Raw genomic sequence first — 20,133 nt, forward strand, 5'->3', positions numbered from 1 at the left:
TCAGGTCGCCAGGGACCGGAGGGTCCGGGCCTCGCGGGTGAGGACCTTCTCGTCGTTGTCGGGGACGAACTCCAGGAGGACGTCCAGCGGGCGGCCGTGCGCGCGCAGACGGGCGAGGACCGCGCTCCACAGTTCGGCACGGGTGGAGAGCGGGTGGCGGGTGTTCCCGGGCCACCAGGAGAAGGCGTGCACGGCGGCGACCCGGTCGAGCACCGTGTCGAGACCGGCGAGGGCGTCCGCGTCGGGCACGTCGAGCGGGGGCTGCCAGTAGGTGCGCACGCCCGGGTGGTCCACCTCGTCGAGCAGTCGCAGGGTGCGGTCGGCTCCGTCGGTGAGGGTGTTGCGGTGGAACTCGTAGGCGAGTTGGACGCCCGCGCCGGCCGCGAGCGCCGCCGCATGGCGGGTGTCCTCGACGACCGCCGCCCGGCCCTCGGGCGACATCTCGTCGGTGCCCTTCGCTCCCGCCCAGATCCGGATACGGGGCGCCCCGAGCAGCACGGCGGAGCGGAGCACTCCGGCGAACTCCGCGGGATCGGTGTGTCCGGCGCGGTAGTACGAGCCGTACGAGGCCACCGCGAGGCCCGCCTCCTCGGTGGCCGCGCGGACCCGGGCGGCAACGGCCTCGTCCCCCGCCGGTACGTGGATGTCGGCGCCCCACTCGACGCACTCCAGGCCCGCCTCGACCGAGGCCGCGAGGACACCGTCCACGTCGAGGTGGCGCAGGGTCACGGAGCACAGCCCCAGGCGGGGCGTCACGCCGGTCGCCCCGGTCGCCCCGGTCACGCCGGCTCCTCGGTGACCGAGGGCACGCCGGTGCCGAAGTCGACGACCGTCCGGGCTCCGTCGGCCCAGCGGACGACGACAGCGAGACCGTCCACCGCGGCGGTGGCCTGCCCCGCGAGGGGGGCCGCGCCGGGTTCGCCGGTGAGGGAGGCAAGGGCTACGAACACCGTGCGGCCCGGATCCGCCCCCACGGTTCCGGTGAGTTCGGGGACAAGGGCCCAGGGGCCGTAGGCCGTGCCCTGCGGGGCGCGGACCGCGCGCTGCGTCTCCCAGCCGTACAGGCCGAGCAACTGACTTGTCACCTCCGGACCGTCGAGCCGTACCTCCGCGGCCTGTTCGGTTTCGGCGGCGGCCCCCGGAGCGAGCGCGACGGCCCAACCACTGTGGTGGACCGGCGTGCCCGCCGGTACGGCGACGGCGCGGTGCACACGCAGTTCGAGCCGGCCGCGGGCCAGTGTGAGGCTCTCGATCCGGGCCGAGGGCAGGACGGGACCGCCCTCGGGGAAGACCGGCCGGTGCCACGAGGCGAGCCAGTCGGGACCGGCGGCAAGCGGGTTGACGCGGATACGGGCGCTGCGGAGGCCCCGCGCCTGGAGCGCGATGTGGTTGTCAGGAGTGTTGGAGGCGCTGGTCGGGCCGGTGCGGGTGGAGTACGCGAGCCGGGCGTACAGCGGGTTGCCGGGGGCGCGTTCCGGCTCTCCGGGGCCGAGCTTGTAGCTGCCGTGGTTGTGCAGGCGCGCCAGACCGTCCGCGCCCGTGGTCTGGACGAGCAGCCCGGGGGCGGGGAGGGCGAGCGCGCGGTCGGGTCCCTCGACGGGGGCGTGCGACTCGGTGGCCGTCCACACGGGGTCCTCGGGAGGGATCAGCAGGGCGAGGAAGCCCTTGGAGGCCCAGTACGGGGAGCCGGGCCCGGAGTAGCGCTGGAGGGTCGCCTCGTGCGGGCCGTACCAACCCAGGCTGAGTACGCCGTCCGCGGTCAGCGCGCCACGGTCGAGGAAGTGGCGCAGTGCTCCGCTGAGGACGCGGCGGGTGGCGCCGGGGGCGAGTGGTGTCTGGCCGGTGAGGGCACCGAGGGCCACGGCGGTTACGGCGGCGAAGCGGTACGTCAGGGAGCGGCCGTGGTGGATCGGGGCACCGTTCGCGTCGAAGAGCAGGGCGAAGCCGTCCAGGAACTCCCGCAGCCGCGGGCCGAGTTCGTCGAGCAGTGCCCGGTCCCCGGCGAGGTGGGCGTGGAGCAGCGGGTAGAAGTGCAGGGCCCAGCCGTTGTAGTGGTCGAAGGACCGACCGTCGCCGTCGGAGTACCAGCCCTGCCCCTGGTACCAGCCCTCCAGCAGGGCGAGTCCGCGCTCGATGGCGTGACGCGTCTCGGCGTCGCCCCGCCCGGCCGACTCCAGGAAGCCCGCGACGGTCAGCGGGAAGAGGTACCAGTTGTTGGGGGCGGGTGTGTGCCGCAGCGCGCCGCGCAGCCACTGCTCGACACGGTCCTGGTCGGCGGCGGGGAGGGTGTCCCAGGTCCAGGGCGCGGTCAGCCGCAGGGCAAGCGCCACGGAGGCGGACTCCACCATGGGCTGGCCCTGGATGCCGTGGTGGCGGATCTCCGGCCAGGACTCGGCGTCGTCGCGGCCGGGAGTACGGGTACCGCGCACGAGACCGGCGGTGTAGCGCTCAAGGAACCCGTGCGGGTCCTTGCCGGACGCTCCGGCGCTGCGGAACGCGGCGAGCAGGAACGTACGGGCGAACCCTTCCAGACCGTCGGAGCGCACCCCCGACTTCGAGGGCGGGCCGGGCAGGTCGATGAGGGCGTGGCCGGGGGTGGCGTAGCGGAGGGCGGAGGCCAGCAGACGGTCGGCGGTGGCTTCCCAGTGGGCGCGGGAGTAGCCGGTGTGCGGGCTGAGGGTGCGGTCTTCCTCGGGGGCCGTGGGGAAAGGGTGTTCGGGCATGGGAGAGGCCACGTCTCCTGTTCGTTCCGTTCCGGTTCGTGACGTCCGATGGGCTCAGGCGAGGCGGGCCAGGTGTTCGGGCCGGACGGGGTGGGCGAAGGGGCGGCCGAGGGCGTACGACTCGACCTCGGCCAGCGCCAGGTCGGCGAGGCGGCGCAGCTCCCCGCCCTTCGAGCCGGCGATGTGCGGGGTGACGAGGACGTTCGGGCAGTCCCATAGCGGTGAGTCTGTGGGCAGCACCTCCGGCTCGGTCACGTCCAGGATCGCGTGGAGCCGCCCGGACACCACCTCGTCGGTGAGGGCACCCTGGTCGACGACGGCACCGCGCGCGGTGTTGATCAGCGTGCCGCCCGTACGCAGCTTGGCCAGCAGCTCGCGGCTGACCAGTCCCCGTGTCTCGGGCAGCAGCGGGGTGTGGACGCTGACGACGTCGCTGACCGCGAACAGGTCCGGAAGGGAGACCGGTTGTGCCCCGAGCTCGCGTGCCTCGGTGTCCGTGACGTAGGGATCGTGGAGCAGCACCGTCAGGTCGTGCGGGCGGAGTAAGTCGATGACGCGCCGTCCGATGATCGAGGCGCTCAGGATGCCCACGGTCCTGCGGTAGTTGCCCGCGTCCGGGTGGCGTTCGTTCCAGTCGATGCGGCGGCGCTCGAGGCGGTACAGACGGGCGGTGTCGAGGACGCGTTTGTTGGCGAGCAGGATCATGGCGAGGGTGTACTCGGCGACCGGTACGGCGTTGGCCGCGGCGGCGGAGGCCACCGCGAGACCGCGCTCCCAGCACGCGGGCGTGATGTGGTGGCGTACGGTTCCGGCGGTGTGCACGACGGCGCGCAGCCGGGGCGCGGCATCCAGCGCGGCCCCGTCGATCGGCGGGCAGCCCCAGCCGGTGATGAGCAGTTCGGCGTCGGCGAGCGCACGGTGCGCGACGGGGGTGGTGAGATCGTCCAGGACGAGCTGCGGGTCGATGTCGGTGAGGGCGGCCAGCCGGGCCCGTACGTCCGTGTCGAGGACCTGGTGCGCGGTCTTCCGCGCCATGGCCAGCACGGCACGCGGACGGCGACGGGGCCGGAGGTCGGGTTGGGTCACTTGACGCTCCCTGCGGTCAGGCCGGACTTCCAGTAGCGCTGCAGAGTGATGAACGCGACGATCAGCGGCACGACGGCGAGCAGTGAGCCGATGACGACGAGCGGGTAGTACTCGGGGGAGACGGTGGCGGAGCTGTTCCAGGTGTAGAGCCCGAGGCTGAGCGGATACAGGTGCTGGTCGGAGAGCATCACCATGGGAAGGAAGAAGTTGTTCCAGATGGCGGTGAGCTGGAACAGGAAGACGGTGACGAATCCGGGGCCGAGCATGCGCAGGCTGACCCGTATGTACGTCTGCAGCTCGCCCGCGCCGTCCACACGGGACGCCTCCAGCACCTCGTTGGGCACGTAACCGCTGCTCAGCAGGCGCGCGAGGTAGACGCCGAAGGGGTTGAACAGCACCGGTATGAAGACCGCCCAGAAGGTGTTGACGATGCCGATCTCGGAGGCCACGAGGTACAGCGGGAGGGCGAGCACGGTCTGCGGGACCATCACGCCGGTGAGGACGAGCCCGAACAGCTTCTCCTTGTGCCGGAACTCGTACTTGTCGAAGGCGTACCCGGCGGAGACGCTGATGAGGGAGCCGACCAGTGCGCCGACGACCGCGTACAGCAGGCTGTTGAGGTACCACTCGCCGTAGAGGCCGCCGTCCATGGCGAAGAGGTCGGAGAGGTTGCGGGCGAGCGAGAAGTCGCCCAGGGAGAAGATGTCCGAGCCGAAGAGGGCGTCGGCGTTCTTGGTGGACGCGAACAGCAGCCACAGGGCGGGCAGCAGGGCGTAGAGGGCGGCGATCAGCACGACGGCGTTGGCGAAGCCGCGGCTGGTCAGTCCGGTCTTGCCGAAGGGGCGGCCGAGTGGCTTGGTGAGCGGCCCGCCGGGGGTGGTCGCGGGGGTGATCGTGGGGGTCGTGGTGGTCATTTCGCACTCCGATCCCGGCGGCCGGCCCACCGGGTCACCGCGAACGACAGGGCGCAGGTGACGACGAGGAGGATGACGGAGGCCGCGGAGGCGAGTCCGTAGTTGTTGCGGCGGAAGGCCGCGTCGTAGATGTACATGTTCGGTGTGAAGCGGGAGCTGACCATCGGTGTCGCCTGGTTCATCAGCATGGGCTCGGTGAACAGCTGCAGTGCGCCGATGAGGGAGAACATGCACACCATGAGGACGGATCCCCTGATGATGGGGATCTTGACCTGAAGCGCGGTGCGGATGCCGCCCGCCCCGTCGATCCGGGCCGCTTCCAGCACCTCGCGCGGCAGCGCCTGGAGCGCGGCGTAGAAGATCACCATGTTGTAGCCGAGGCCGCTCCACAGGGCGATGTTGACGATCGACGGGAGCACGGTGTGCAGGCCGAGGAAGTCGATGGTGATGTCGGCCTCGGCGAAGAGCTTGATGACCGGGCTGAGCCCCGGGGTGTAGAGGTACAGCCAGATGACCGCCGCGATGATGCCGGGCACGGCGTGCGGCAGATAGAGCAGCATCTGCGCGGTGCGCCGCAGCCGGATCAGCCCGGAGTCGAGCAGCAGGGCGAGGCCGAGGGCGCCGACGGCCACGAGGGGGACGAAGATCACGCAGTACAGGGCGATGGAGCCGAACCCGGAGAGGAAGCTCGGGTCCTCCAGCACGGCGAGGTAGCTGCGCAGTCCGGTGAAGATGGTGCGGCCGCCGCCGAAGCCGAGGCCCTCGTGGTCCTCGGAGAAGAAGCTGAGGTAGACGGCGTAGCCGACGGGGACGAGGAACACGGCGACGAGCAGCGCCGTGAACGGCGTGAGGAGCGTGACGTAGGCGAGCGTCTGCTGTCGGCGTCCGACCTTGCGGGCACGGGCGGGGCCCGCCGGTGGCGGTGGGGCTCCCGCCCGTTTTCTGGAAGTCATCACTGTCGTCAACGGATGCACCTCGGATCGTGGTGTGACGCGGCTGTCGGTCAGCGGGTGGTGACGGACAGGCCGAGGCTCTTCAGGTCGGGCAGGGTCTTCTTCTGTGCTTCTCGGAGGGCCCCGATGATGGTGCCGCTGCCGACACCGGCCCGCGCGAGCCCGTCGTCGCCGGAGCTGGTCGTCGACACCATCCGCGGTCCCCACTTCCATCGGGTGGAGATCAGCTCGGCCTGCTTCTGGAAGAGACCGAAGATGTCCTGGCCTCCGTAGTAGCTGGTGTCCATCTCCTTGCGGGCGACCGGGACGAGGTCGGGCACGGTGGGATACGCGCTGCTGACACCGCTGGCGAGTTTGGCCTTCAGCGCGTCCGGGCTGGTGACCATCCAGGTGATGAAGTCCAGGGCTTCCTTGGGGTGTTGGCTGTCCTTGGTGACCATGAAGGTCGATCCGCCCTGGGTGCCGAGCGACGGCTTGTCCGGGTCCCACTGGGGGAAGGGCGCGATGGCCCACTTGCCCTTGCCGCCCGGTGTGGACGCCATCATCGAGCCCGCGGCCCAGGCGCCCGCCAGCCAGCCGGCCGTCTCACCGCTCTGCAGGTGCGCCCGCCACTGCTGGCTGGACGAGGGCTCGACCCGCACCAGGTCGTCGTCCACCAGTCGCTGCCAGTACGCGGCGACCTTGCGGGTGGGGGCGTCGTCCATGGAGACGGTCCAGGACTTGTCCGAGGTGTCGTACCACTGGGCACCGGCCTGCCAGGCGAGGCCGGCCATGGCGAGCGTGCCGCCCATGGTGAAGAGGCTGGCGATACGGGAGCGGGGCTCGGCCTTCTTCAGCTCGCGGGCCGCGCTCTCGAACTCCGCCCAGGTCTTGGGGACGGCGATGTCGTGCTTGGTGAACAGGTCCTTGCGATAGAGGAAGACCATCGGCTCGATGTCGACCGGCAGGGCGTACGTGCGCCCCTCGAACGTGGTCAGGTCCATCGCCTGCGGCAGGATCTTGCGGCGCACCGAGTCGGGCACCATGTCGGTGATGTCGCGGGGCACACCGTCGATGGCGTAGCTGGGCAGCTGGGGATACTCGATGGTGGCGACGTCGGGAGCGTTGCCCGCCCGTGCGGCGTTGCTGAGCTTGGCCCAGCCGCCCTGGTCGCCCGAGGGGACCTGCTCGAAGTCGACCTTGATCTTGGTGTGGGTGCGGTTGAACTCGTCCACGACCTCCTGGCTGCCGCGGAGTGCCGACCAGAAGGTGAGATGGACCGGGCCGTTCCTGGTGCTGGTGCTGCTGCCCGAGGCCGAGCAGCCCGTCATCAAGACGGCGAGGATCGTGAACAGAGCCGCTCCGACCCTGCGGGTACTTCGCATGGAGCCCCTCCCGCGTCCTTGCTGGGTTACGGGCATCCTCGGCGGCGAACGAAAAAGGCGTCAATACATCGAACAGAAGAAACTGAAGCGGTCAAACGAACAAGAATCACGGGTGAGTGAACCCCGGATCGGATCGGACAGCTGTCTGCGGCCGTCAGCAGCCGCCGGTCAGTAGCGTCAGACCGCCGGGGGAGCCGCGGTCGTCGACTCCCTGATCACCAGGTCCGGGAGCAGTTCCACGTGGCGGGTGGGTCCGGGCCGCAGCCCGCCTCGCGCCATGTCGAGCCGGCGCAGCAGCAGCTCGACCCCGACCCGGCCGAGCTCGGCCTTGGGCGGGGCGACGGCCGTCAGGGGGACCGGCCCCATGTCGGCGACCACGTCGTTGTACGCGACCACCGAACAACGCCCCGGCACGTCGACCCCCGCAGCCTGCAGCCGACGCACCAGCACCAGCGCGTCCATGTCGCTGTGGATCAGCACCGCTGTGGCGCCGCTCTCCCCGACCACCTCGGCCAGGTCGGCGGCCCGTGGGTCGGCGGCGCGCGGGTCGGGCCCGGCGGTGCGCGAGCTGAGGATCGTGCGGCACCCGTCGGCGAGTCCCCGGGCGGCGGTCTGCTCGGCGAACTCGGCTCGGATGACCCGCGCGGTGGGGCTGTCGTCGCGTGCCGCCAGAACGATCCGCCGGTGCCCCAGGCGGACCAGGTGCCCGAGCGTCAGGTGCACGCCGTACGCGTGGTCCGAGCGCACACAGTCCAGTTCGGAGATCCCGCTGGTCCGTGCGGGGCGCCGCTCCACCAGCACCGTGGGGACGTCCAGGGCGGCGAGCCACGAGTGGTCCGACTCCGCCTCGGCCCGCGTGCGCCAGTGCGGCGACAGCAGCAGCCCGCGCGCCCCCGCGTCGAGCGCCTGGTGCACCGCCTCGCGCTCCGCCCCGGCGTCCCCGGCGGTGATGTGCAGCGCGAGCCGCAGGCCCGCCTTCTCCGCGGCCTCCCGCGCGCCCTGCACGGCCTCGGTGAGGTAGGTGTTGCTCTCGGGAACGACCATGGCGACGGCGTCACCTCCGGCAGCGACCTCCTCGGGCACCGGCCGAAGCGAACGCGCCACCCCGTGCCCGCGGCGCACCTCCCCGCGCCGGGCCATCTCCTCGACGTCCCGGCGCACGGTGACGACGGAGACGCCGAGTTCGTCGGCGAGATCGGTGATGCGCGCGACGCCCCGGTCCCGCACCACCTCCGCGATCCGGCCCTGCCGCTTCTGCGCCGACTCCCGCATGTCCCCACCGCTCTCGTCCGCGTCGCGCGATCGGTTGCGCGCGATGCGCTCATGATACCGATCAATCGATCACGATAGGGTATGCGGCCTCGGGTGAAGCCTTGAGCTGCCTGGTCACCATGAGGTCACCCAGTCACTGAAAAGTGCGTTCTTCCATGTCAGCGGCCACACTCCTACGGTTCCCGGGTAACCACAGGCGCTCATGACACGAAGGCGGACAGCATGGCCATCACCCTCGTCAACCCCAGCGGATTGCCCAAGATCGATGTCTACCGGCAGGTGTCGATCGCGACCGGGTCGAAGCTGGTCTTCATCGCCGGGCAGGTCGCCTGGGACGCCGAGGGGGTCACGGTCGGCGAAGGCGACCTCGCCGCCCAGGCCGAGCAGTGCTACCTCAACATCGGCACCGCTCTGGCCGAGGTCGGGGCGTCCTTCGACGACGTGGCGAAACTGAACGTCCACGTCGTCGACTGGACCCCCGACAAGATGCCCCTGCTGCTGGAGGGGATCTCCCGGGCAGCCGCGAAGCTCGGGGTCACCCCGACCCCGCCGGCGACACTGCTGGGCGTCGCGGCACTGGACGTGCCCGAGCATCTGATCGAGGTCGAGGCCACCGCGATCATCGACTGACGGCACGGACAACTGCTCAGTTCCCAAGGGTGGTTGAGAAGCCGTTCGCGCAAGGCGTGGCCGACGTCCATCAGCCTTTCGACTGACGTCACGCCCCCCGAATCAGCCCCTGGGCCGATCATGGATCAGCTCGCCGCAGGACGTGACGAGGGTTCACTTTGCCTAGTCTCACCTGCATGAATCGACTGCCCCGCGGCGCCACCGCCGCGTTACTCGGTCTGTCCCTCGCCTTCCTCGGGTCAGGGACGGCCCACGCATTACCGGCCCCGGCCGACGCGCCCATGGCCAGTGACAGCGACCGCGTCCGCCTCGAACTGCCGCGCCCCACAGGATCATTGACGGTAGGGCGCGACACCCTGCATCTGGTGGACACCGACCGCCCCGACCCGTGGGTGCCGCAGGCCGGGGCTCGTGAGCTGATGGTGTCGCTGTACTACCCCGCCCGCTCAGGCCGAGGCCGCACCGCACCGTACATGACCACCGACGAGGCCCGCGCCTTCCTCGAGGACCGGGACCTGGCCGGGGTGGTGCCCGCAGAGACGCTCAGCGGCACCCGCACCCATGCCCGCGTCGGCGCCACCCCCGTGCGCGGGAGGTTTCCACTGGTCGTGCTGTCGCCGGGATTCACCACCAACCGCTCGACCCTCACCCTGCTCGCAGAGGAACTGGCCAGCCGAGGGTACGTGGTCGCCGCCGTCGACCACGCCTACGAGTCGGTGGGCACGACGTTCCCGGGCAACCGGCTCCTCACATGCGCGGCCTGCGACAAAGTTGCCGAACCCGACGAGACCGTCCCCCGCGGCCGTGCCCAGGACGTCTCCTTCGTGCTCGACCGGCTGACCGGCCGTTCCCCGGCCTGGCGGCACGCCGACATGATCGACCCCACGAGGATCGGTATGGCCGGTCACTCCATCGGCGGTGCCTCCGCCGCGTCCACCATGACGGGCGACCAGCGGGTGCGTGCCGGGGTCAACCTGGACGGCTCCTTCTTCGACCCGGTGCCGGCGGGCGGCCTCGGCGGCCGGCCGTTCATGGTGCTGGGCACCGAGGGCGAGGACGCCACCTGGGTACGGGACTGGCCGAAACTCGACGGCTGGAAGCGCTGGCTGACCGTGGCCGGTTCGGGGCACTTCACCTTCACCGACGTACCGGTCCTCGCCGACCAGTTGGGGCTCCTGCCTCCGGAGGAACCCTTGTCGGGCGAGCGGTCGCAGAAGATCACCCGCCGCTATGTGGCGGCCTTCTTCGACCTCCACCTCAAGGGCGACAGCCAGCCCTTGCTGGACGGCCCGTCGTCACAGTACCCGGAAGTGAGAATCCACCGGACCAGCTGACCGAACGAGGCACACGGAGCACCGGGCCGTTCCGCGTGGACGGACAGGAGCAGACCTGCTGCACTGTCCGTCCACACGGAGTCGTGGGGGCCTGTTGTCCCGGCGAACCGTCCCGGGCGAACGTGGTGACCCGACTATGCGCCGGTCGGAGCCGCCTGCTGCACCACCTCGAAGGACCAGAGTGTGGATGCGCTCGCAGCGGGCTTGGGCCGCTCGCCGCTCTCGGCGCCCCCGCCCTGGTGGGCCGACTTCATGGGACCCTCCATCCATGCCTGGAAGGACTCCTCGTCACGCCACCGCGTGTAGACGAGGTAGCTGTCGGTGCCCTCGACGGGACGGAGGAGCTCGAACCACTCGAACCCGTCGGAGTTCTCCACGGCGTGGGCACGGGACGCGAAGCGCTTCTCCAGCGTCTCCCGCTGCTCGGCGGGGACGGTCAGTACGTTGATCTTGACGACGCTCATGCCTCCATCCTGCCGCACGACGCCCGGCGCACGAGCGGCGCCCCGTACGCACGTGTCGCCGCGGTTCCCCGAGAAGCTCCGGTCGGGCTCATACGCGCGGCGGCCCCGCGTCGACGACCGCCATCGACAGCTCCAGTGGGTCGAAGTGGATCAGTGACTCCAGCCACCAGGTCATGCCGGCTTCGGCGAGGCCCTTGAGGTCCACGTTCTTGTCCTCCTGCCACGCGGGACTGGCGTTGCCGCGCACGGCGATGTCGAACGGCCGGGTGGCCGGAAGGCCGGCGCGGTGCAACTCCTGCCGGATGTCGGCGACTTCCTCGACGGTGAGCTCGTGGTCTGCCGGGTTGGGAAAGAATCCGTCGCAGTCCACGGCGCGGCGGATCACCCGCGGGTGGTTCGTGGAGCCGGCCATCCAGACGGGAATGCGGTACGGCTCCGGTGCCGTGGCCGCCAGACTCACCTGATAGTGCGCGCCGCTGTGCTCGATGGCCTCCCCGGCCCACATCGCACGCATCAACGAGAGCCCTTCGGTGAGCATCGCCGCTCGAGTCGCGAGGTCGGTGGGCTCTCCGAAGCTGCTGAAATCACCGGACTCGTCGACGCCCACCCCGGCCCCGACGACAAGCCGTCCCCGCGAGAGCCTGCTGACGGTGGACGCGTGCCGGGCGACCATCCAGGGCCGACGCCGGGCGGGCGGTGTCACCATCGGACCGAGCAGCAGATCGTCGGTCGCGTGGGCGATCGCGGCCAACGTGGTCCAGGGGTCGGCGATCGGCATCGCGTCGGTGAGCACGTGATCCCACAGGAAGACACCGTCCCATCCGGCCGCTTCCGCTCGTACCGCCAACTCCACCAGGACACGGGGATCGCCGAACGGGCCGAAGGGCGGCAGGTAGACGCCGAAGCGCGTGTTCTCGTTCACGGGAACCCTCTCAGGAGACGTCGGCCACAGAGAAGACCCCCGGTTCGGTGACCCCGTACAGCACCCCGCCCACCAGCAGCGGTGGCGTCGAACTCGGGTGCAACTCCTCGAAGGAGCGGCCCTGGGTGTCGAAGGAGGGGTCGGTGCGGCCGATCTCCTTGCCGGTGCGCGGGTCGAGGGCGAGGATGCTGGTGTCCGGCATGCCGACGTACAACCGGCCGTCGTGGATGGCGGGTTCGCTGAAGACACGCAGATCGCGCGAGCTCGTCCACAGCGGCTTTCCGCGTTTCAGATCGAGGGCGAGCAGGGTCTCGTTGCCGTAGTCGAAGATGTACATGGTGTCGCCGTGCACCAGCGGCGGCGCTTCCGGCTCGACACTCCAGGGGAAGTCGATACGGCGGGTCTTCCCACTGCCGAGGTCCTGGATGAAGAAGGCCGCGGAGACCCCGGTGTCGTCCTCCCAGCGCGCGTAGTACGCCGTGCTGCCGTGGACCGTGGCCAGCCACAGATCACCCTTGGGCGCCTTGACCGTGTCCACCGTCCGGCCGGTACGCGCGTCGATGCGGGCGATCCCACCGGAGCCCCCGCGCAGGTCGGCGTAGAGGGTTCCCTCGGGGCCCGCGTGGAAGGGGTCCGCTGTGGCGGAGGTGAGCTCGCGTCGCCACAGTTCCTCACCCGTGTCCGGTTCGTAGGCGGCATAGCGCGCGGTGTCGGAAGGCCCGAGTGCGCCCAGCCGTACGAGCAGTACGCCGCTCATGTACGCGAACTCGCCCAACACACCGTCCAGATGCCAGAGCCGCTTCCCGGTCCTGCCGTCGAAGGCGTCCACTCCCTCCGAACGGTCGGCACTGCTGACGTACACCACGCCGTCGTGGACGACCGGCGCGCGCAGCGAGAAGCTGCTGAACTTCTTGTCGCTCATGGGATTCGTCCAGTCCACACGGCCCGTCGCGGGGCTCAGGCGCATCAGCGCGATCCGTGGGGACGAGCAGAAGACCCCGAGCGCGTCCGCCGTGCACGCCGGACTCATGTCGAACGGGTCGTCCTTGGCCGGCTCCAGCGCGTTGCGCCACGGCTTCCAGCCCGGCGGTACCGAACCACGGGTCGCTCCCCGCGGATCGCTCTGGCCGGCCTCGACGGTCGCGGGTGCGGGGGGCTCGGCCATCAGGGCCACGGAGGTCGTACCCGCGATCCCGAGGACGACCGCGCCGACGAGGCTGGTCCAAAGGATCTTCCTGCGCTGTTTCCGCCGGTTCTCTCCGTCCTGCCCGCTCTTCCTGGCCGGTCCGGTCCTTTTGGCCGTCCCGGGCGGCAGCGTCGCTGTTCCCGACACCACGGTCACCGGAATCGGGGACAGCTCGCTGTCGGGCTCCGCCCCGGACAGTTCCTCCGGCAGCCCGGCCAGCGCGTCCAGCACCTCACCCGACGTCGGCCGGTCCGCGGGCTCCTTCGCCAGACAGGCCGACACCAGCTGCCGTAGGGGCTCAGGAAGTTCGGCCAGCTCGGGCGTACTGTGCACGGTGTTGTACGCGGCGAGATAGGCGTTCTCCGCCTCGAAGGGGCTGCGCCCGGTGGCCGCGTACACGAGCACCGCGCCCAGGGAGAAGACGTCCACGGCGGGGCCGACCTCACGCGGGCTGACGAACTGCTCGGGCGCCATGAACGGCGGCGAGCCCATCACCATGCCTGTCTGGGTACGCACCTCACTGCTGGCCGCGCGCGAGATGCCGAAGTCGATGACCCGTACCGTTCCGTCGCTGTCCCCGTCCTCCAGCAGTACGTTGCTGGGCTTGAGGTCCCGGTGCACGACCTCCGCTCGGTGAATCTCCCGCAGGGCCTCGGCGAGTTCGGTGCCGAGGCGGCGCAGCGCGGACCAGTCCAGCGGGCCCGACTCGGCGACCCGGTCGGCGAGTGTGCGGCCCGGGACGAACGCGGTGGCCATCCACGGCCGTTCCGCGTCCGGGTCGGCGTCGACGACCGGCGCCGTGAACGCTCCGCTGACCCGCCGGGCGGCCGCGATCTCCTGCCGGAACCTGGCCCGGAACTCGGCGTTGTCCGCGTACTTCGTATGCACGACCTTGACGGCCACGGCCCGCCCCGAGACCGACCTGCCCAGGTAGACCACGCCCATGCCGCCGGCCCCGATCCGCGATTCGATCCGGTATCCGCCGACAGACCGCGGATCATCCTCGCGCAGGGTCACCGTATCTCCTCCACCGGTTCCGGCCTGGACGGCTCCGACGCGGCCCCCTCTGGCATGGACCGCTCACTTTAGTCGGCGACCGACGCACTCACCATGAACTCGGCGTCGCGTGGGGGTCAGCCGGACAAGCCGGACAAGGTGAGAACCACTTCGTCGATCTCCTCGCCGCGTGCGTGCGCGAAGCCCCGTTCGTTGTGGGTCACGACGAACCCGGCCTTCTGCAGGACTCGGATGGAGCCGCCGTTGTCCGCGGCCGCACGGGCGTACAACGGGCGGTCCGCAACGACGTCGAGCAACTCCCGCAGCGCGGCCGTGGCGGCTCCACGGCCCCAGAACTCACGCCCGATCCAGTACGTGACCTCACGCTCCTCCGGCGGGCCGAACACCGCGGCGTGGCCGACGATCTCCCCGTTCTCGCCGACGACGGTGCACATGACGACCCGGGGATCGAGGCGGTTCCGTGCCCAGTGCGCGTCGAACGCGGCACGGTCCGAGGGATCCTTGGCGGTGAACGCCGCCATCCGCACCCCCTCGGGTTCGTTCATCTGGGCGTAGAAGACCGCCAGGTCACTGTCTCGCACGTCTCGCAGTGTGACGTCCATCAGAACCTCCAGGCAGTGACCGGTGAGACGGGGTGGAGCGGGGGCGCATGATGAGGGCGGCAACATGGTAAGTGCACGGCTCCTGGCCCGGGTTGGCGTAACCGTGGGTGACGTCGGCGGCGAAGTAGGCGGAGTCCCCCTCGCCGAGGTCGAGGATCTCGTCCCCGAGGGTCAGACGGAGCGTGCCGGACTGCACTGCGATGAACTCGTGGGAACCCGGGGCGTAGGCGGGGAACGTGCCGGCGTCGCAGCCGGGCGGCAGAGTGGTGCGGATCCATTCGAAGTTCACTCCGGGGACGACCGGGGAGAGGACGGTCCGGTGCCATCCGCCGGGCTCGTCGACGGTGTCCTGGTCGGCCGCTCGTCGCACGATGGCACGGCTCTGCGCGGACTGGGCGACGAGTTCGGGGAGGGGAACGCCGAGCCCTTCGGCGATGCGGGCGAGGACGGTGATCGTCGGGGCCTTCTGCCCGCGCTCGACCGACGACAGCATGCTCACACTCACGTCGGCCGCGTCCGCCAGGTGCTGGAGAGTCAGGCCTCGGCCGTGCCGCAGTCCCTGGATATGCCTGCCCAGCACCAACAGATCGAGCATTACGCTATAATAGCACATAGTTTCACTATAGAGAAATGGGCTGGCGATGGCAGATTTCGAGGCGACGATCCGTCCGGCGACCCCTAGGGACCTGAAGGCGGTGGCCGACATCTACGCGCACTACGTCCTGCACACCGTCGCCACGTTCGAGACAACGCCGCCGGACGTGGCCCACTGGGAGCGCCGGCTGGACGATCTCACCGGCCGCTCGCTGCCGTTCGTCGTCGCCGACCTCTCCGGGCAGGTGTCCGGTTTCGCGTACGCGGCCCCCTGGCGGCCCAAGCCCGCCTACCGCCACACGGTGGAGGACACGATCTACCTCACCCCGGCCGCCACCGGCCGAGGCCTGGGCGGCGCCCTGCTGCGCGAGGTGATCGCCGGGGCGGCCCGGGCCGGGGTGCGGCAGATGATCGCGGTCATCGCCGACACGGGCAGCGACGCCTCAGCAGCGCTGCACCGCCGTTGCGGATTCACCGACGCCGGCCGTCTGACCGGCGTCGGCCGCAAGCACGGACGGTGGATCGACACGCTGCTGCTGCAGCGCGACCTGACGGCGGGCGACCGGGACGGGACCACGGCGGCATGGTGACGCGGCCACGGGCCGTACCGGTCCCGCCTGATGACGAGCCCGGGACGCCCCGAGCGGTGGGGCCGGCGGACTCAGGCGCCCACGGTCCCGTCGACACCCTCACGCAGAAAGTCCGCGTGCCCGTTGTGCCGGCCGTACTCCAGAAGCACGTGCAGCATGACCATCCGCAGCGACACCTCTTCACCCCACCTCGGCTGATACCCGGCCAGGTCCAGGGACGCGGCCTCCCGCTCGACACGGCGCGAGTTCTCCACCTCGGCCTCCCACGCCGCGAACGCCTCGGCCCTGGTCGACGCGCTCGCGTCGTACGCCGCCTGGAAGTCGATCTCGTCCGACCAGACCAGGGGCGCCTCGTTGTCCTCGAACGCCCGGCGGAACCAAGCGCGTTCCACCTCGGCCATGTGCCGCACCAGCCCGAGCAGCGACAGCGTGGACGGCGCCATCGACTGCTGCCGCAGCTCCTCGTCGGTCAGTCCTTCGCACTTCATGGCGAGGGTCGCGCGGTGGTAGTCGAGGAAAGCCCGCAGCATGTCGCGTTCGCTGCCGAAACTGGGCGGTCCTGTGCGAGGGTCACTGGTCACTGGCCGTGCTCCTGATCCGTACCGACGGGGGTGGTCAGTATCCACCCCCGTCGGCGCTCGCCGGACCGACGTCATGGCTTGCGGGCGAGGCCCCCGTGTTCGCCCACGGGTTCCGGGGTGGGGGAGGCTGCGGCAGGGCGCCACAGGGGGACCGAGACGACTCCGGGGTCGATGAGGTGCAGGCCGTCGAAGAAGGCGCTGATCTGGTCGACGGTGCGCAGGACGTAGGGGACGGCACCCGATTCGTTGTAGGCGTCCTGGGCCCGCTCGAATGCCGGGTCGGTGCCCCGTGAACCGTCGTTGACGGAGAGATGGCTGCCGGGCGGCAGCGCGTCCATCAGGTGGGTGACGATCGAGCGCGCCTGATCGTGGTCGGCGATGTGACCGAGGATGTTGCTGAGGATGAGGGCGGTGGGACGAGTGAGGTCCAGCGTGCCGGCGGCAGCCGCCAGGATGCGGTCGGGGTCCAGCAGGTCGGCGTCGAGGTAGGAGGTCGCGCCTTCGGGAGAGGAACTGAGCAGGGTACGGGCGTGCGCGAGGACCATCGGGTCCTTGTCGGCGTACACGATTCTGCTCTCCGGGGCGAGCCGCTGGGCCACCTCGTGGGTGTTGTCCACGGTGGGCAGGCCGGTGCCGATGTCCAGGAACTGCCGGATGCCTGCCTCGGCGACCAGGTAGGTGATGTTGCGGCGCAGGAAGGCGCGGCTGCTGCGGGCGATGGTCACGATGCCGGGGAAGACGGAGGTGTAGGCGTCGCCGGCTTCCCGGTCGACGGGGTAGTTGTCCGTCCCGCCCAGCCAGTAGTTCCAGATCCGGGCCGAGTGCGGCACCGAGGTGTCGATCTTCTGATGTGCCGCTGGTTCGGGTGTGGTCACGGGGTCGGCCATGGGTACCATCCGTCTTCAGCCGGGGGGTGGATTGTTCAGCGCACAACGTACGTCCCAACGCTCCGGCGAGGTAGGCCAGTTCACATGGACGGTGGGGTAAGGCGTTGAAGACGGACGCAAGTGGCGACAGGAGCCTGCGCAAGACCGGATCGGACGGTACGAGGGCCGGCACAGGTCCGGCCGGTGCCGGGAGGGGAGCCGGTGGCCGCGTCGGGGCGGGTGTGCTGGGTGTCCTGGTCCTGCTCCTCGGCCTGATCCTCGTCGCCGTGGGCTACGAGGACGGCCCCAAGAAGGTGGCCGACGGCACGTCCGGGACGATCACCATCGCACGGTGCGGCAAGGCCGACGACTCGGCCGACGTGGAGTGCTCGGGCACCTTCCGCTCCGACGACGGCAAACTGCGCTACGACGTGGAGGACTTCGAGCCCGGCGCCGACCACGGCAAGGGCGAGAAGGTCGACGCGATGGCGTTCAGCACGGTGTCGTTCGACCCCGGCACTCCGGCGTCGTTCTACGTCGAGGGCGCGCGGGCCTGGTGCGTGGCCGCGGCGATGTTCGGTGTGTCGGCGCTCATGCTGAGCCGGGCCTTCGGCTCCAGGACCCGCCCCGTGCGGCGCGGGACGGCCGTCACCGGCCTCAGCCTGCTCTTCGGCGGTCTGCTGGGCTGCGGCCTCTGCGTGTTGGTGAACTCCGTGCTCGTGTAGGGGCTTCGGCTGGAGTCGCGGTTGGTGCAACCAGGGGGCTCTGCGCTGCCGTCGGGAGCCTTAACCAGGTATTTCCGTAACGGAAGTTGGCGTCACGCGTGTATGCGCCAGACTGCCAGCAGAACGTGGGCGTACGGGGGGAGTGACGCATGGCCGGGCGAAGACCAGTTGTAGGCGTGGCGGTGGGGGAGCCGAAGAAGGGGTCGGGTACCAGTACCGGCCCCAGTCCCAGTTCCAGCGCTTCGGCCGTTGCCGACGAGCCCTACACGCTCGCGGAGGAGCAGGCGCCGAAGACGCGGGGCGAGGCAGTCGCGTTTGTCCGTGGGCTCGATGTGCGGCCCGACTACTTCGCTACCGGGTACCGCAAGCGCAACCCCTTCGAGAGTGATCCGGCCCAGTGGGCCGTGCTCGGCGAGGACTGCCTGTGGCGGCGCGAGGCGTTGCCGGAGACCGCGCTGGCCAGTCTCACTCGGGCGTTCGAGATGCCGGAACAGGGGGGTAAGGAAGCGGTGTACGTGTCGTTGACCGTCACCGTGCACGAGAACATCGTGGCCGCGCGGCGTGACATGGCCGGAGCGCTGGAGTCGGCGCTGCGCTGTCCCGAACAGCGGCTGAACGCCACGGACGTGGTGCGCGGCCTGTACTCCAGGGTCGACGCGTCCACCGACCTGCGGAACGCGGTCACCGAGGACGACCTGGTGGAGGCCGGGGAGTGGGTCGTCGACGGCGAGAACGAGGCGCACCCCTTCGACTGGTACAAGTTCCGGGTCGGGCCGGTCACCGTGGCCGCGACCGCGCGGCACGGCGCGGGCCGGAGCAAGGAGGAGGACACCGCCGTCTCCAGCGATCTGGCCAAGGGCGTGGGCTTCGTCGCCGCCGAGATCGACAACTGGGGCGCGGCGGGCAGTGAGGGCGCCGCAGACGATTCGGGTGGCACGGACGGGGCCACGGACGAACCGGCCGAGACGAAGGGGGCGGAGCAGTGAGCGAAGCATTGCGGTCGTCAGACCCGTCCCGCATCGCGGGGTTCCGGTTGCTGCGGCGGTGTGGGCGTCGGGGGACGACGAGGAGCCGTCCGCCGGCGGCGGGCGTCCCGTGTACGTCCTCGGCGTGCACACGTCCGCCGACGGGGGCGACGCCGCCGTCAGCCGGGCGAGCGAACGCGCCGCCCGCCTCGCCGTCGCCCAGCACAACGCGGCGCCGAAGCGCTCCTACGATCTGAAGGTGAAGGTACTGCCCGACCGGGGCGACGCGGACACCGCCCGGAAGGTGGCCCTGGAGTTCACCGCCGACCGGAGCGTCGTCGCCGTCCTGGGACCGGTGGCCGAGATCCCGATGCGGACGGCCGCGGGCGTCTACGGCGAGGCAGGACTGACCCATGTGTCCAGCAGCACCGGTCAGCAGGACTACTTCGTGACGTCGCCGAAGACCTCGTTCCAGACCGGCGCCCCCCATCTGGCGCTCGGCACCTGGATCGCGTTTCACGCGCTGGCGACCAAGCAGTTGGCGCCGGCCGGCGTCGTGATCGACCGGGCCGGGGGCTCGATCATCCAGGACCAGGGCACCCCGCTGGTCACCGCCTGGCGCGACAAGCTGGGGGCCGAGGTCATACCCCGCGTCGTCGCGGAGGAGACCGACGACGGCCCGAAGGCGGTCCGCGAACTGCTCGCCGCAGGTGTGGGGGACTTCGTGTACCTGGGCACCCTGGATGCCACCGTCCGCACGGCCCGGGAGCTGGCCGCGGCCGACTTCACCGGGCCGCGCTGGATGCAGCACCAGCTGTACGGCTCGGACTTCCCGCGCCTCGCGGGCGACGCGGGCGAGGGCTGGTACGTGGTCACCTCGGCCGTGGATTCCTCCACGCTGACGACGAAGCAGGCCAAGGACTTCACAGCGGCGTGGCGGAAGCGCTACGGCGGCGTTCCGGAGCCGTATGCCACGGAGGCGTACGACAGTGTGCGGATGATGCTCGCCGAGTTCGCCCGCACGGTCCCGGCCGGGGTACGCAAGCGGCCGGTGCGGGCCGACCTCGCCGAGCGGCTGGCGAAGGCGAAGTACGCCGGCATCGCTCGGACGTACACCTTCGGCGAGTACCACCAGTACGACAACACCGGGGACGGCTGGACTGACCAGACGTTCGTCCACGAGGTCCGCGGCGGGCGCTTCCGGCAGCTGGGATCGCTCGGCGATCTGAGTCGGGCGGGGCAGGCCCGGAGTTGACGGAGCGCCGTGGCCGGCGAGGGACCGGAGCCCGGCGCAGTCGGTGGCAGGTCGGGCGGGCGGGAACGATCGGGGAACGGAGGGGCTGCT

20 protein-coding genes are annotated in these 20,133 nt (G+C 70.6%); 6 read left to right on the forward strand and 14 right to left on the reverse strand.

Annotation, left to right across the window (positions count from 1 at the left end; all coding sequences use genetic code 11):
• From FNH08_RS04345 to FNH08_RS04375, 7 genes are all read right to left on the reverse strand, one after another.
• The gene (locus FNH08_RS04345) at window positions 1–783 is read right to left on the reverse strand and encodes a sugar phosphate isomerase/epimerase family protein (protein WP_322723662.1); all 783 of its coding nucleotides are present in this window, start codon (window positions 781–783) and stop codon (window positions 1–3) included.
• On the reverse strand, window positions 780–2,723 hold the full coding sequence (locus FNH08_RS04350) for a DUF2264 domain-containing protein (RefSeq protein ID WP_152769895.1): 1,944 nt from the start codon (window positions 2,721–2,723) through the stop codon (window positions 780–782). Before FNH08_RS04350 ends, FNH08_RS04345 begins: the two co-directional genes overlap by 4 nt.
• Before the next feature lie 54 nt (window positions 2,724–2,777).
• A complete protein-coding gene (locus FNH08_RS04355) occupies window positions 2,778–3,809 on the reverse strand; it encodes a hydroxyacid dehydrogenase (protein WP_322723664.1) in 1,032 nt (343 codons plus the stop codon).
• Window positions 3,806–4,723 carry a carbohydrate ABC transporter permease gene (locus FNH08_RS04360; protein WP_228033887.1) on the reverse strand — a complete coding sequence of 306 codons (918 nt, stop codon included), beginning with the start codon at window positions 4,721–4,723 and terminating at the stop codon, window positions 3,806–3,808. Before FNH08_RS04360 ends, FNH08_RS04355 begins: the two co-directional genes overlap by 4 nt.
• The gene (locus FNH08_RS04365) at window positions 4,720–5,676 is read right to left on the reverse strand and encodes a carbohydrate ABC transporter permease (protein WP_152769896.1); all 957 of its coding nucleotides are present in this window, start codon (window positions 5,674–5,676) and stop codon (window positions 4,720–4,722) included. The genes FNH08_RS04360 and FNH08_RS04365 overlap by 4 nt, the downstream gene beginning before the upstream one ends.
• 50 nt (window positions 5,677–5,726) lie before the next feature.
• Entirely contained in the window at window positions 5,727–7,040 is a 1,314-nt protein-coding gene (locus tag FNH08_RS04370) for an ABC transporter substrate-binding protein (RefSeq protein ID WP_228033888.1), read from the reverse strand.
• Between the two features lie 177 nt (window positions 7,041–7,217).
• A complete protein-coding gene (locus FNH08_RS04375; protein WP_152769898.1) occupies window positions 7,218–8,312 on the reverse strand; it encodes a LacI family DNA-binding transcriptional regulator in 1,095 nt (364 codons plus the stop codon).
• Window positions 8,313–8,534: 222 nt separating this feature from the next.
• Here FNH08_RS04375 and FNH08_RS04380 point away from each other — a divergent pair, with 222 nt between their 5' ends.
• Together FNH08_RS04380 and FNH08_RS04385 are read left to right on the forward strand one after the other, a co-directional pair.
• A complete protein-coding gene (locus tag FNH08_RS04380; protein ID WP_152769899.1) occupies window positions 8,535–8,942 on the forward strand; it encodes a RidA family protein in 408 nt (135 codons plus the stop codon).
• A gap of 176 nt (window positions 8,943–9,118) precedes the next feature.
• On the forward strand, window positions 9,119–10,276 hold the full coding sequence (locus FNH08_RS04385) for an alpha/beta hydrolase family protein (protein ID WP_152769900.1): 1,158 nt from the start codon (window positions 9,119–9,121) through the stop codon (window positions 10,274–10,276).
• Between the two features lie 134 nt (window positions 10,277–10,410).
• On the opposite strand, the gene FNH08_RS04390 is transcribed toward FNH08_RS04385, so the two are convergent.
• The 5 genes from FNH08_RS04390 to FNH08_RS04410 form a co-directional block, all read right to left on the reverse strand.
• Window positions 10,411–10,740, reverse strand: coding sequence for an antibiotic biosynthesis monooxygenase family protein (locus FNH08_RS04390; protein WP_152769901.1), 330 nt, complete (start codon window positions 10,738–10,740; stop codon window positions 10,411–10,413).
• Window positions 10,741–10,828: 88 nt separating this feature from the next.
• Complete coding sequence (locus FNH08_RS04395) at window positions 10,829–11,662, reverse strand: LLM class flavin-dependent oxidoreductase (protein WP_322723666.1); 834 nt, start codon at window positions 11,660–11,662, stop codon at window positions 10,829–10,831.
• A gap of 10 nt (window positions 11,663–11,672) precedes the next feature.
• On the reverse strand, window positions 11,673–13,865 hold the full coding sequence (locus FNH08_RS04400) for a serine/threonine-protein kinase (RefSeq protein ID WP_322723667.1): 2,193 nt from the start codon (window positions 13,863–13,865) through the stop codon (window positions 11,673–11,675).
• Between the two features lie 116 nt (window positions 13,866–13,981).
• Complete coding sequence (locus FNH08_RS04405) at window positions 13,982–14,467, reverse strand: GNAT family N-acetyltransferase (protein WP_152769902.1); 486 nt, start codon at window positions 14,465–14,467, stop codon at window positions 13,982–13,984.
• A complete protein-coding gene (locus FNH08_RS04410; RefSeq protein ID WP_152769903.1) occupies window positions 14,433–15,062 on the reverse strand; it encodes a helix-turn-helix domain-containing protein in 630 nt (209 codons plus the stop codon). Before FNH08_RS04410 ends, FNH08_RS04405 begins: the two co-directional genes overlap by 35 nt.
• 46 nt (window positions 15,063–15,108) lie before the next feature.
• Between FNH08_RS04410 and FNH08_RS04415 the strand changes: the two genes are divergently transcribed.
• Window positions 15,109–15,651 (forward strand): GNAT family N-acetyltransferase, encoded by a 543-nt coding sequence (locus FNH08_RS04415; RefSeq protein ID WP_152769904.1) that lies wholly within the window; start codon window positions 15,109–15,111, stop codon window positions 15,649–15,651.
• Between the two features lie 71 nt (window positions 15,652–15,722).
• Here the strand turns inward: FNH08_RS04415 and FNH08_RS04420 are convergent, their stop codons facing one another.
• Together FNH08_RS04420 and FNH08_RS04425 are read right to left on the reverse strand one after the other, a co-directional pair.
• Window positions 15,723–16,232 (reverse strand): DinB family protein, encoded by a 510-nt coding sequence (locus tag FNH08_RS04420; RefSeq protein ID WP_322723670.1) that lies wholly within the window; start codon window positions 16,230–16,232, stop codon window positions 15,723–15,725.
• A 71-nt stretch (window positions 16,233–16,303) separates the two neighbouring features.
• Window positions 16,304–17,119, reverse strand: coding sequence for an SAM-dependent methyltransferase (locus FNH08_RS04425; protein WP_152769906.1), 816 nt, complete (start codon window positions 17,117–17,119; stop codon window positions 16,304–16,306).
• Between the two features lie 104 nt (window positions 17,120–17,223).
• On the opposite strand from FNH08_RS04425, the gene FNH08_RS04430 reads away from it, so the two are divergent.
• The 3 genes from FNH08_RS04430 to FNH08_RS04440 all read left to right on the forward strand — a co-directional run bounded on the left by FNH08_RS04430 (window position 17,224) and on the right by FNH08_RS04440 (window position 20,043).
• On the forward strand, window positions 17,224–17,823 hold the full coding sequence (locus FNH08_RS04430) for a hypothetical protein (protein ID WP_152769907.1): 600 nt from the start codon (window positions 17,224–17,226) through the stop codon (window positions 17,821–17,823).
• A gap of 149 nt (window positions 17,824–17,972) precedes the next feature.
• Complete coding sequence (locus FNH08_RS04435) at window positions 17,973–18,809, forward strand: hypothetical protein (RefSeq protein WP_228033889.1); 837 nt, start codon at window positions 17,973–17,975, stop codon at window positions 18,807–18,809.
• Window positions 18,810–18,867: 58 nt separating this feature from the next.
• A complete protein-coding gene (locus tag FNH08_RS04440) occupies window positions 18,868–20,043 on the forward strand; it encodes an ABC transporter substrate-binding protein (protein ID WP_322723671.1) in 1,176 nt (391 codons plus the stop codon).
• The last annotated feature ends 90 nt before the right edge of the window (window positions 20,044–20,133 follow it).

The organism is Streptomyces spongiae, from assembly GCF_009377185.1.
GTDB classification, from domain to species: domain Bacteria; phylum Actinomycetota; class Actinomycetes; order Streptomycetales; family Streptomycetaceae; genus Streptomyces; species Streptomyces spongiae.

Coding starts and splice junctions, on each gene's coding strand:
- FNH08_RS04370 (WP_228033888.1), bottom strand. CDS start 7,040: ATGCGAAGTACCCGCAGGGTCGGAGCGGCTCTGTTCACGATCCTCGCC.
- FNH08_RS04350 (WP_152769895.1), bottom strand. CDS start 2,723: ATGCCCGAACACCCTTTCCCCACGGCCCCCGAGGAAGACCGCACCCTC.
- FNH08_RS04360 (WP_228033887.1), bottom strand. CDS start 4,723: ATGACCACCACGACCCCCACGATCACCCCCGCGACCACCCCCGGCGGG.
- FNH08_RS04385 (WP_152769900.1), top strand. CDS start 9,119: ATGAATCGACTGCCCCGCGGCGCCACCGCCGCGTTACTCGGTCTGTCC.
- FNH08_RS04405 (WP_152769902.1), bottom strand. CDS start 14,467: ATGGACGTCACACTGCGAGACGTGCGAGACAGTGACCTGGCGGTCTTC.
- FNH08_RS04415 (WP_152769904.1), top strand. CDS start 15,109: ATGGCAGATTTCGAGGCGACGATCCGTCCGGCGACCCCTAGGGACCTG.
- FNH08_RS04435 (WP_228033889.1), top strand. CDS start 17,973: ATGGCCGGGCGAAGACCAGTTGTAGGCGTGGCGGTGGGGGAGCCGAAG.
- FNH08_RS04390 (WP_152769901.1), bottom strand. CDS start 10,740: ATGAGCGTCGTCAAGATCAACGTACTGACCGTCCCCGCCGAGCAGCGG.
- FNH08_RS04365 (WP_152769896.1), bottom strand. CDS start 5,676: ATGACTTCCAGAAAACGGGCGGGAGCCCCACCGCCACCGGCGGGCCCC.
- FNH08_RS04425 (WP_152769906.1), bottom strand. CDS start 17,119: ATGGCCGACCCCGTGACCACACCCGAACCAGCGGCACATCAGAAGATC.
- FNH08_RS04375 (WP_152769898.1), bottom strand. CDS start 8,312: ATGCGGGAGTCGGCGCAGAAGCGGCAGGGCCGGATCGCGGAGGTGGTG.
- FNH08_RS04410 (WP_152769903.1), bottom strand. CDS start 15,062: ATGCTCGATCTGTTGGTGCTGGGCAGGCATATCCAGGGACTGCGGCAC.
- FNH08_RS04380 (WP_152769899.1), top strand. CDS start 8,535: ATGGCCATCACCCTCGTCAACCCCAGCGGATTGCCCAAGATCGATGTC.